The 12,045-nt window shown below is 42.7% G+C and carries 9 protein-coding genes; 4 read left to right on the top strand and 5 right to left on the bottom strand.

Annotation, left to right across the window (positions count from 1 at the left end; translation table 11 throughout):
• The first annotated feature begins 312 nt into the window (after window positions 1–312).
• The 3 genes from recN to JWR23_RS03620 all read left to right on the top strand — a co-directional run bounded on the left by recN (window position 313) and on the right by JWR23_RS03620 (window position 3,462).
• A complete protein-coding gene (recN, locus tag JWR23_RS03630) occupies window positions 313–1,968 on the top strand; it encodes a DNA repair protein RecN (protein WP_299513113.1) in 1,656 nt (551 codons plus the stop codon).
• Window positions 1,969–2,053: 85 nt separating this feature from the next.
• The gene (locus tag JWR23_RS03625; RefSeq protein WP_299513110.1) at window positions 2,054–2,488 is read left to right on the top strand and encodes a cupin domain-containing protein; all 435 of its coding nucleotides are present in this window, start codon (window positions 2,054–2,056) and stop codon (window positions 2,486–2,488) included.
• A 161-nt stretch (window positions 2,489–2,649) separates the two neighbouring features.
• Entirely contained in the window at window positions 2,650–3,462 is an 813-nt protein-coding gene (locus tag JWR23_RS03620) for an SDR family oxidoreductase (protein ID WP_299513108.1), read from the top strand.
• Window positions 3,463–3,527: 65 nt separating this feature from the next.
• On the opposite strand, the gene JWR23_RS03615 is transcribed toward JWR23_RS03620, so the two are convergent.
• Complete coding sequence (locus JWR23_RS03615) at window positions 3,528–3,926, bottom strand: hypothetical protein (protein WP_299513106.1); 399 nt, start codon at window positions 3,924–3,926, stop codon at window positions 3,528–3,530.
• A 192-nt stretch (window positions 3,927–4,118) separates the two neighbouring features.
• The gene (locus JWR23_RS03610; protein ID WP_299513104.1) at window positions 4,119–6,653 is read right to left on the bottom strand and encodes an ATP-dependent Clp protease ATP-binding subunit; all 2,535 of its coding nucleotides are present in this window, start codon (window positions 6,651–6,653) and stop codon (window positions 4,119–4,121) included.
• Between the two features lie 649 nt (window positions 6,654–7,302).
• Between JWR23_RS03610 and ettA the strand changes: the two genes are divergently transcribed.
• Complete coding sequence (ettA, locus tag JWR23_RS03605) at window positions 7,303–8,985, top strand: energy-dependent translational throttle protein EttA (protein ID WP_299513102.1); 1,683 nt, start codon at window positions 7,303–7,305, stop codon at window positions 8,983–8,985.
• Window positions 8,986–9,298: 313 nt separating this feature from the next.
• On the opposite strand, the gene JWR23_RS03600 is transcribed toward ettA, so the two are convergent.
• From JWR23_RS03600 to rlmD, 3 genes are all read right to left on the bottom strand, one after another.
• Complete coding sequence (locus JWR23_RS03600) at window positions 9,299–9,808, bottom strand: phosphoribosyltransferase family protein (protein ID WP_299513100.1); 510 nt, start codon at window positions 9,806–9,808, stop codon at window positions 9,299–9,301.
• A gap of 30 nt (window positions 9,809–9,838) precedes the next feature.
• Entirely contained in the window at window positions 9,839–10,234 is a 396-nt protein-coding gene (locus JWR23_RS03595; RefSeq protein ID WP_299513098.1) for a hypothetical protein, read from the bottom strand.
• 81 nt (window positions 10,235–10,315) lie between these two features.
• The gene (gene rlmD / locus JWR23_RS03590) at window positions 10,316–11,722 is read right to left on the bottom strand and encodes a 23S rRNA (uracil(1939)-C(5))-methyltransferase RlmD (RefSeq protein ID WP_299513096.1); all 1,407 of its coding nucleotides are present in this window, start codon (window positions 11,720–11,722) and stop codon (window positions 10,316–10,318) included.
• Between the last annotated feature and the right edge of the window lie 323 nt (window positions 11,723–12,045).

Genomic DNA, 12,045 nt, shown 5'->3' with positions numbered 1-12,045 from the left:
AATTATTTTATCAGCCATATCAAAATTAGATAACGAAAAAGCTATTGAAGCCATAAATGAATTTACCGGCATCAAAATTATTGAAGCCGTAGATATATTGACCAAAGACTTTTCTACAAAACAAAAGGCACAATTAATGTCGAGAATTGACGAGGTAATTAATATTGTGCTGTAATCCATGCTTATTTTTAATAAGATCAGTTTATAGTTAATAAATAAAGAGGGGCGAGCCCTCTTTATTTATTAAACTTACTACCTAACTATTTAACCTAAATTGTAATTTAGTATCCTCCAAACAAGGATACTTTTTTTATGCTTCAAAAACTCAGTATAAGTAATTATGCCCTTATTGATAACCTTGAAATTAGTTTTGATGGTGGTTTAAATATACTCACCGGCGAAACCGGCGCGGGTAAATCAATTATATTAGGTGCGCTGTCGCTTATTTTAGGGCAACGGGCAGAGAGCCGGTACTTTTTTAACCAGCAAAAGAAATGCGTTATTGAAGGCACATTTAAAATTGCCGATTTTCATCTTAAAACATTTTTTGAAGATAATGACCTTGATTACGAAGCCGAAACCGTTTTAAGGCGAGAAATATCTGCCGATGGTAAATCACGTGCTTTTGTTAATGACACACCGGTAAATTTAAACTCGCTCAAACTATTGGGCGAAAAGCTAATAGACATACACTCGCAGCATGCTACACTCGAGATTAACGACCCTGAATTTCAATTACTGGTGGTTGATTCGGTGGCTAAGCATCCGGATTTGCTGGGTGAGTATCAAACCAAATTCCGTGCTTATAAAAAATCCACAGCTAAACTACAGCAACTGATAGACGAAAGCGATAAAGCTAAAGCCGACCTGGATTATTACCAGTTTCAATATGATGAATTAGAAAAGGCCGGCCTGTCAACCCACGAGCAGGAACAATTAGAGCAGGAACTATATGCCTTAAACAATGCCGAAGAAATAAAACGCAACCTGTTAGGCGCCAATTACCTGATGCAGGATAGTGATGCAGCCGCGCTGGTGCAATTGCGTGAGGCCGGGCAACAATTAGCCGCGCTAATAAAATTTAACCCGCAAATTGAAGAATTGCAGGAACGGTTAAATAGTACCATTATTGAACTAAAAGATATTTCAGCCGAGATAGAAAACATAGAGCAACACACCCATACCAATGAGGCCCGCGCTGTAGATATCAATATCCGCCTTAGCCTGATCTACAACCTGCAGAAGAAACACCGTGTAAACACCAATGCCGAATTATTGGAGCTGCAGGATGAATTATCGGGCAAGATACAACAGGCCGTTTTTGGTGACGAGGTAATTGAGAAATTACAACAGAAACTTAATGCCGATAAAAAAGAATTGGAAGAATTGGCGGCTCAATTATCGGCAAACAGATCAAAAGCCATCCCGGTTATTGAGGATCAGGTGTTGCAAACTTTGGCTGAAATGGGGATGAGTAATTCGGCGCTTAAAATTGAGTGTACAACAGTATCAGAGTTAACAAAGAACGGGATTGATATAGTACGTTTCTTGTTCTCGGCCAATAAGGGTCATGCCCTGGCAGAAATGAGTAAAGTAGCATCAGGCGGAGAACTTTCGCGATTGATGCTGAGCATTAAATCCCTTATCGCTAAAAACACAGCATTGCCTACTATAATTTTTGATGAGATAGATACAGGAGTATCCGGCGAAGTGGCTAATAAAGTGGGGCAGATCATGGAGCAGTTATCCAATAATTTACAGGTTATAACCATTACACACCTACCGCAAATTGCCAGCAAGGGTAATAGCCATTATTTTGTTTACAAAGATGACGAAGCAGCAACCACCTATACCCGTATTAAACAATTAGACAAAAACGAGCGTATTTTAGAAATAGCCAAAATGCTAAGCGGCGATAAACCGGGCGAAAGCGCGTTGCAGAATGCGAGGGAATTGTTGGCCCCCTAACCCCCTAAAAAGGGGGAACGATAGTGTAAAGTATAACTAATATAAAACCTATGTCATTTCAGAAATGACAATTAAATATAACACTATGAAAATTAAATTTCATCTCCCCACCTTTATCATCACCGTTTTAGCGTTTTCCTTATTTTTCCTGGCGGGATTTGCTTTTAAACAGCAGGATACCGGCTACATACTTAATCATGAAAAAGACATTGCCATTGATGATGCGGGGCCGCATGATGGCGGGGGTAAAACAACGGCATTCCCATTCTTTAGTAAATTTAAGGGTGGTAAGATGGCTTTTCGTAAACGGATATTGCACCCGGGTTCATCCATTGGATATCACTTACAGGAACAGCAGGAAATTTACTATATACTAAGCGGCAAAGGCGACCTGCAAATGAACGGCAAAACTATCCCTGTTATTACCGGCGATGCCATACTCACATTGCCCGGCAGCAGTCACGGCTTAAAACCGGCAGGCAATGAGGATCTTTCCGTGTTAATTACCTATCAAAACTAAAACAGATTGTTATTTCGACGAGGTACGAGGAGAAATCTTATAGGAGCAATCATAGCTTGATGTATAAGATCTCTCACTATGTTCGATATGACAGCTTTTTATATTTAATTGTAATTGTGGAAATACCTACCTTTGCCACCATTATAAACAAAAAATAAAACATGGCTTATAATTTACTAAAAGGCAAAAAAGGAATCATTTTTGGCGCACTGGATGAAAACTCTATCGCCTGGAAAACCGCCCAGCATTGTTATGCCGAAGGCGCCGAAATTGTATTAACCAATGCTCCTATCGCTTTGCGCATGGGCACCATAAATAAGTTGGCCGAAGAGATCAAGGCCCCGGTTATCCCTGCCGACGTTACAGTTGCTGCAGATATTGAAGCCCTGTTTACCCAAGCAATGGAGCACTTTGGCGGCCCGGTAGATTTTATCCTGCACTCTATAGGAATGAGCGTCAACGTGCGCAAGGGCATTCCTTATTATGAAAACAATTACGAGTTTACCCACAAGGGTTTTGATATATCGGCATTAAGCTTGCACCGCGTGTTGCAAACTGCCATGAAAATGGATGCCATTAACGAATGGGGATCTGTTGTAGCGTTAACCTACATTGCCGCGCAACGCGTATTCCCTGACTACAATGACATGAGCGATAACAAAGCGGTGCTGGAAAGCATTGCCCGTAATTTTGGCTACTATTATGGCACCAAGAAACATGTGCGTGTTAACACCGTATCGCAATCGCCAACCCGCACTACTGCCGGCTCAGGCGTTAAAGGATTTGACGGCTTTATTAATTATGCAGAGAAAATGAGTCCGCTTGGTAATGCAGATGCGGACCAATGTGCCGATTACGTTGTTACCTTATTCTCTGATCTAACCAAAATGGTTACCATGCAAAATCTTTTTCATGATGGCGGGTTCTCTTTTACGGGAGTAACACAGGCTGTTATTGAGCAGATGGAGAAATAAAAAATACTTGTCGATAAAAAAAGGCTAACCAAACGGTTAGCCTTTCCTGTTTTAACGCAAATTTCTTATTCAGACGGTATCAATACCAACTTCACCGTAATATCACTGGTTGGTTTAACCGGTACGCCACCGCCAACTGGCTGCGAGTATAATACCAAGTTACCGGTGTAATGGAAGTAGCTGTATGATACATTATTATAAACTTCCGGTATTTGCTCGTATACTCCTTTAAAGAAAGAGAAATAAACCAGTGTAGCGCCATTGTTATTAAAAAAGTTATCTATTGCCGGCGCTTTAATAGAAACCGAATCTGATTTACCGTCTGTAGTCTGCATCCAACTGCTTGCCGGAATAGTAACCAGGTAGGTTGAATTAGGTGTAACATTAGTTACGTACGTTTTTTTACAGGATGTTAATGCTGCCACAATCAGGACAACGCATGCGATTGATAATATTTTTTTCATAGTAAGTTATTTATCCGTATCTAAGATTATTTTAAAACGAAAAGGTTTAATATTTAGTTTGATTAATTTAAAAAAAATAACGGAGGCATCATGTTAAGGCTTTACGCCCACTCTTTAACGGAGTTCCGACATCCACCATTATATAAACAAAAAGAGCCCCCGACTTCGGGGGCTCTTCATATTATTGAAAGCTTAATTCTGCTCTTCCTGTTTCGGCTTTTTATTAGAAGCCTTCTTAGGAGATATTTTTATCTCGTCGGCTTCTTTATCGTAGTCAACCATCATGGTATCGCCTTCGTGCATCTCGCCCTTTAGTATTTCTTCGGCAATTGGGTCCTCCAAATGTTTTTGGATGGCGCGCTTTAACGGGCGGGCGCCAAATTGCGAATCATATCCTTTTTCGGCAATAAACTTTTTGGCTGCTTCGGTCAGCTCAATTTTATAACCTAAGCTGTTAACACGGCCAAATAATGAAGCTAACTCAATATCAATGATCTTAAATATTTCATCTTCGCCAAGCGAGTTAAATACAATAACGTCATCAATACGGTTTAAAAATTCCGGAGCGAAAGCACGTTTTAAAGCGTTCTCTATCACACCTCTTGAGTGCGAATCGGCCTGTGTTGTTTTAGCATTAGTGTTAAAACCTACACCTTGTCCAAAATCTTTCAACTGGCGCGCGCCAATGTTCGAGGTCATGATGATGATCGCGTTTCTGAAATCAACCTTACGGCCCAAAGAATCAGTTAACTGTCCTTCGTCTAACACCTGCAATAGTATGTTAAATACATCCGGGTGAGCTTTTTCAATTTCATCAAGCAATACAACCGCGTATGGTTTGCGGCGTACTTTCTCTGTCAATTGTCCGCCTTCTTCATAACCCACATAGCCCGGAGGCGCTCCAACTAAACGAGACACAGCGAATTTTTCCATGTACTCGCTCATATCAATTTGTATCAGCGCGTCCTCGGTATCAAACATAAAACGGGCAAGCTCTTTAGCCAGCTCTGTTTTACCAACACCTGTAGGGCCTAAGAAAATAAACGAGCCAATTGGCTTTTTAGGATCTTTTAATCCGGCACGTGTGCGTTGTATGGCACGGGTCAGTTTCTTTATCGCGTCTTCCTGGCCTATAATCTTGTTGCCAATAGTGCCGCTCATGTTTAACAATTTCTGACTATCAGTTTGTCCTACTTTTTGAACAGGTATACCTGTCATCATAGATACAACCTCGGCAACATTATCTTCAGTTACAGTATAACGTTTTGATTTTGTTTCGGCTTCCCATATCGCTTTAGCCTGCTCCAATTCTTCCAGCAAATGCTTTTCGGTATCGCGCAGTTTTGCGGCCTCTTCATATTTCTGGCTGCGTACTACTTTATTTTTCTCAACTTTAATCAGCTCAATCTTATTTTCAATATCCAAAATTTCCGGCGGAACGTGGATATTGGTTAAGTGAACGCGCGATCCTGATTCATCCAAAGCATCAATAGCCTTGTCCGGCAAGAACCTGTCTGTAATATATCTTGTAGTTAAAGCTACACAAGCCTCAATAGCTTCATCGGTATAAGTTACACCATGATGCTCTTCGTATTTTTCTTTGATCCTGTTTAGTATTTCAACAGTTTCATCAGGCGTAGCCGGCTCAACCATTACTTTCTGGAAACGACGGTCTAAAGCTCCATCTTTCTCAATATACTGGCGATACTCATCTAAAGTTGTGGCACCAATACATTGTATCTCTCCACGGGCCAAAGCCGGTTTAAACATATTCGATGCATCCAGCGAACCTGAGGCACCACCTGCACCAACAATGGTATGTATTTCGTCAATAAACAAAATAACATCCGGCGATTTTTCCAGCTCGTTCATAACGGCTTTCATACGCTCTTCAAACTGTCCGCGGTATTTGGTACCTGCCACTAACGAAGCCAGGTCTAAAGTAACCACGCGTTTGTTAAACAATACACGCGATACCTTACGCTGAACAATTCTTAAAGCTAAACCTTCGGCAATAGCAGATTTACCAACGCCCGGCTCACCAATTAATATCGGGTTGTTCTTTTTACGACGAGAAAGAATTTGCGATACACGCTCAATTTCTTTCTCACGGCCTACAATCGGATCAAGTTTACCATCTTCGGCAGCACGAGTTAAATCGCGGCCAAAGTTGTCCAATACAGGGGTTTTTGATTTAATGTCTGATACTTTTTTAGGCTGATTAAATGCTTCTTCTTCTTTAAAATCATCCTCACCGCCGGTTGATGAACCGGGCATCTCATCGGTCACATTGTTTTTATGCGATTCTACCTCGCCTTTAAACACTTCGTAATTAACATTAAACTGCATCAGTATTTGCGATGCGATATTATCTTCATCGCGCAAAATAGATAACAATAAATGCTCGGTACCTATTACATCGCTTTTAAAAATTTTAGCTTCCAGGTAAGTTATCTTTAATACTTTTTCGGCTTGTTTGGTTAGTGGTATGCTGCCAATATGTACATTAGTTCCTATAGTTCCTTTTACAGCGTCTTCGACAGAACGGCGCAATCTGGCCGTATCAACAGCCAGTTCTCTAAGCAGCTTTATAGCTACACCGTCACCATCACGGATAAGCCCAAGTAGCAGGTGCTCTGTACCAATATAGTCATGCCCAAGGCGCAATGCCTCTTCCCTGCTGTATTGTATCACATCCTTAACCCGTGGCGAAAATTTTGCTTCCATATATATTCTTATTATACGTTCTAATATATTAATTTGTTTCTACAGTTAGAACGCGTTGTTTTCCATAATTATCAACAATATTGTTGCCAACTTTTTCACTTAACAATTAAACAGACACTATTATGATGTGCAATCTATTAAAAGTTAAACTTTATGCAACATTTATCTTTTAAAAATTAGTTAACAGCGTGTAAATTTTACATTAATAACGTAGTTAACTACCTGTTTGATATGAACAAACAGTAATAGTTTAACCAAAAAAGGAATGAAATTGCACAATTGTGGAAAAATAAGCAGTTTAGTCAGGTGAGATGACATTACGGCATGGGGTGTTTAGTTTGCAGTGGGCGTTTGCAGTTGGCAGTTTGAGTATATCGGTTGCGCAGGGTGTCTGAACCATGATGCGTAGGATTAGAGGATGAGCAGATTGCCTTAGCCTAGTTGGGGTTAAATGGGGGTCGGGGTAGGTCAGGTGATTCTACTTATAAAAAATGTAACGCCAAAAAAACAGAACATTTCTCGCATGGGTTAGTTTATAGTTTTCGGTTTGCACTTAGCTATACTATTGCCCATATTTGCATCGATATTTACCTATCAAAAAAAGCCTATTCACTCAATCACTAATTCACATATTCAATAATTAAACACGGTGGCAGACGAGAAGATCATATTTTCAATGGCCGGGGTAAGCAAAGTATATCCCCCGCAAAAAACAGTATTAAAAAACATTTACCTGAGCTTTTTTTATGGCGCTAAAATTGGCGTTATAGGGTTAAATGGGTCGGGGAAATCGTCCCTGCTAAAAATTATCGCGGGCATAGATAAGACAAATATTGGCGAGGTTGTGTTTTCGCCGGGCTATACTGTTGGCTACCTTAGCCAGGAGCCTGAGCTCGATCCCAACAAAACTGTACGCGAAGTAGTTGAAGAAGGTGTGAGCGAAACCACCGCACTGCTAAAAGAATACGAAGAGATAAACGAAAAATTTGGCCTGGAAGAGTACTATAGCGATGCCGATAAAATGGATAAGCTGATGGCCCGCCAGGGCGAGCTGCAGGATCAGATAGATGCCGTAAACGCCTGGGAACTGGACGTTAAACTTGAACGAGCCATGGATGCCTTGCGCTGTCCTGAGCCTGATACTAAAATATCGGTACTATCCGGAGGCGAGCGCCGCCGGGTGGCTTTGTGTAGGTTACTGTTAAAAGAACCTGATGTTTTATTGCTGGATGAGCCTACCAACCACCTTGATGCCGAATCTATTGATTGGCTGGAACAGCATCTAAAACAATATAAAGGCACCGTTATAGCTGTAACGCACGATCGTTACTTCCTTGACAATGTTGCCGGCTGGATACTGGAGCTTGACCGCGGCGAGGGCATTCCATGGAAAGGCAATTATTCTTCATGGCTTGACCAAAAAGCAAAACGCCTGGCACAGGAAGATAAAACCGAAGGCAAGCGCCAAAAAGCATTAGAGCGCGAACTGGAATGGGTGCGCATGGGTCCGAAAGGCAGGCACACCAAATCGAAAGCCCGCCTATCCAACTATGATAAATTAGCCTCCGAAGAAACCAAAGAGCGCGAAGAAAAACTGGAGCTGTTTATTCCGCCCGGCCCGCGTTTGGGTAACATCGTTATAGAAGCCAACGGCGTAAGCAAAAGTTATGGCGATAAATTATTGTTTGATAACCTGAACTTCTCCCTACCCCCTGCAGGAATTGTAGGTATCATAGGGCCAAATGGCGCAGGTAAAACCACACTGTTCCGCTTAATTACCGGGCAGGACCAGCCCGATGCGGGCACCTTCCGCGTTGGCGAAACCGTGCACTTGGGCTATGTGGACCAACTGCATGACGACCTTGACCCCAACAAATCTGTATGGGAAAACGTAACCGGCGGACTGGAAACCATTATGGTAGGCAACCGTCCGCTAAACTCCCGGGCCTATGTATCGCGCTTTAACTTTAACGGAGCAGATCAGCAGAAAAAAGTGGGTGTGCTATCGGGCGGCGAGCGTAACCGGGTGCATTTATCTATCACTCTAAAAAAAGGAAGCAACGTTTTGCTGCTGGATGAGCCTACCAATGATATCGACGTAAATACGCTGCGTGCTTTAGAAGAAGCTTTAGAAAACTTTGGCGGCTGCGCGGTAGTAATCAGCCACGACCGTTGGTTTTTGGACCGTATATGCACGCACATACTGGCTTTTGAGGGTAACTCGCAGGTGTATTTCTTTGAGGGTAATTACTCTGATTATGAAGAGAACCGCAAAAAACGTTTAGGTGATATTGCGCCAAAAAGGATAAAGTATAAGAAATTGACGGTGTAATTTAGAAAGGCTGACCATAGGGTTGGCCTTTTTGTTTTGAATGATACTTCGGGTACACGATAACATCGCCCGCTCATTCGCCGCGGGAGGCGCTGTTTGGCTGACGGTTTCGGACAGAACCAAAAAATTGCTAATTAATGAGAATCAAAAAAAGCGTGGGGCTGTCAGGGCGCGCGGCCGGGAGTCTGGCCTGTGTAGTGGAAGCGATCGTCCTGACTTGACTTTTTGGTTACTTTTGTGTCAAAGACAAAAGTACAGCCTACGGCAATTGAGCGCTACGGCATAAGCTATTCGCAAGCAATCAAATAGGGCTCTACCTCAGATAAACCGCATCCTCTTCCCCATTCTCGCTAAGCACCACATCAATGTGTTGTTTAATAATGGTAGATAGTGCTATGCCCGAATAATCGGTAGTAATGGGGAAATTTTTATGGTTACGATCTACCAGTACAACGGTGCGTAATTTTTTAAGCGGCACATCCAGGAAAACCCCGAACCCATAAGCCAGCGACTTACCGCTGTTAAGCACATCATCTACCAAAATAACTACCTTATTATTACACTGCTGTATATCAAAATCTATCTTAGCGTTAAGGCTGCTGCTGAAGCGGTCGAGGTCGATAGTTAGCACCATGCTTTTAAACGGCGCTATCTTATCCAACACGTTTTTAAGGCGTGTGGCCAGGAAGCCTCCGCGCGGCAGCATACCGGCTATGATGATTTCTTTCTCGTCGAAATTATCTTCCAGTATCTGGTAAGCAATACGATCTATTTTTTGCTGTATCTGCTGCTTATTTAATATAAGTATGGGTTGATCTGGCATGGCGCTTTAATTCATGTAAATATACTATCCCTATTCATACGGCACAAACACAAAGTTTGCCCCTTCGGGTACTACCACAAATACACACATAAAATCTTTGGGGCTTTTGTAAGTATCTATAAAGCGTTGCTTCAATTCGGGTTTAACTATGCCCCGCTCCAAAAACTCTTCAAGGGTTGAGGCGTGTATGCTCCACTCCGAGTTTAGCTCGAACCTGTCTAATATCAATTCACCCAGTTTAATTTCATGCTGATGCGCTACGAAGATGGGGTACTTAGATAACCCTTCCACCATGATCTCCACAGCCACTTCGTGGATGGATTCACTAAACATTTTCAAATCGCGCTGTAAACTAACCAGCGGACTATCAGCCGCCGGCTTTTGCGCTTCCCCGCGCCCCTCATTAAGCAATTCTTCCGGTTCCATATATAATCTGAACCATGATCTATAAGATTCATGGATTTCTTGATTTGGCTATCTAATTAACTAATCTCTAATCTTCAATCTCTAACCCCTCAACACCAACAACAACACATTCTCCACATGCTGGGTATGCGGAAACATATCTACCGGCTGTATCTTCACCGTATCGTATTTCTCTTTCAGCACCAGCAGGTCACGGGCCTGGGTGGCGGCATTGCAGCTTACGTAAACTATCTTTTCGGCTTCAATTTCCATTAGCCGCGCCACCACATCCGGGTGCATGCCCGCCCGCGGCGGATCGGTTATAATAACATCCGGCTTGCCGTGCGCTGCCACAAACTCGGCAGAGAGCACATCCTTCATATCACCCGCATAAAATTTGGTGTTGGTGATGTTGTTGATGGCGCTGTTAATTTTGGCGTCTTCAATAGCGCTGGGAACATACTCTACCCCCACCACCTCGCGCACATGGCTAGCTATAAAGTTGGCAATGGTGCCCGCGCCGGTGTACAGATCATACACCAGTTCGTCGCCTTTAAATTCGGCGAAATCGCGGGTTATTTCGTAGAGGCGCAGGGCCTGTATGCTGTTGGTTTGGTAGAATGATTTCGGTCCAATGCGGAACTTAATGCCCAGCATCTCCTCATGTATATACTCCGGACCATTCCAGGCTACCACATCCTGATCAAAAATGGTATCGTTCTTTTTTTCGTTAAGTATGTATAGCAGTGAGGTTATCTCCGGGAACTCTACCTCAACAAAATTCATTAGCTTGTTCACCTCCTCCTCGGTTGGGTAGGCGAACACTACGATCACCATCAGTTCGCCGGTGGTGCTGGTGCGGATAATTAGGTTACGCAGCGCGCCGGTATGGTTACGCAGGTCATAATAAGTATATCCTTTTTGCTTGGCGAATTCATCAATACGGTTGCGGATATCGTTACTTGGGTCGGCTTGCAGGTAGCAGTGGTGCACATCAAGTATCTTATCAAAACGGCCGGGGATGTGAAAGCCCAGCGCGTTCATGTTCAGCGTTTCATCCTCGCGGCTCTCGCCATCGTACAGCCAGCGTTTGTTGCTGAACGTAAACTCCAGCTTATTACGGTAGTACCTGTCGGCGGGCGAGGGCACTATGGGCAGCATATCGCCCACCTCTATTTTAGCCAGGCGACTCAGCGCGTCGCTTACTGATTTTTGTTTGAATTGCAGTTGGGCATTATACGTCATGTGCTGCCATTTGCAGCCGCCGCAGGTGCCAAAATGTTCGCAGAAAGGTTCTACACGATGTTCGCTGGGTTGTTTAAGGCCTATGATCTTAGCCTCGCCGAAGTTCTTTTTACTACGGTACACCTGCACATCCACCACATCGCCGGGTACGGCTTTTTCAACAAACAACACAAAATCATCTGCCTTGCCTATCCCCTTGCCCTCTTCGGCAATATCAATAATGGTAACGTTTTCAAAAACCTGGTTCTTTGCTCCTCTGCTCATTACGGTCAAAGGTAAGGGTATTTTTTAATGTGCAAATATGCAGGTGTGCAAATGTGCAGATGGTGCCATTATCTGGCCGGGATAGTAACGGTTATTACGTTAAAAAAGGGCGGCAAAGTGTTTCATAAATTAGTGAAACACATGAAACACTCTTTTAGGTTAACCTATTGATATATAGCAATTTGACAAAATGAGTGAAACACTTTGAAACAGTACAAAAGCTTTAGGTTAAATAGTATAAATATCTCATAATAAGAATTTTATGCTGTTTTATGGTTTTTTGCAAAAATAGGGTGAAACACCTGATGTGAAACACTTTTTTT

The sequence above is a fragment of the Mucilaginibacter sp. genome, assembly GCF_028288205.1.
Taxonomy (GTDB): Bacteria; Bacteroidota; Bacteroidia; order Sphingobacteriales; family Sphingobacteriaceae; genus Mucilaginibacter.
This window is presented reverse-complemented; position numbering and strand designations above follow the sequence as displayed.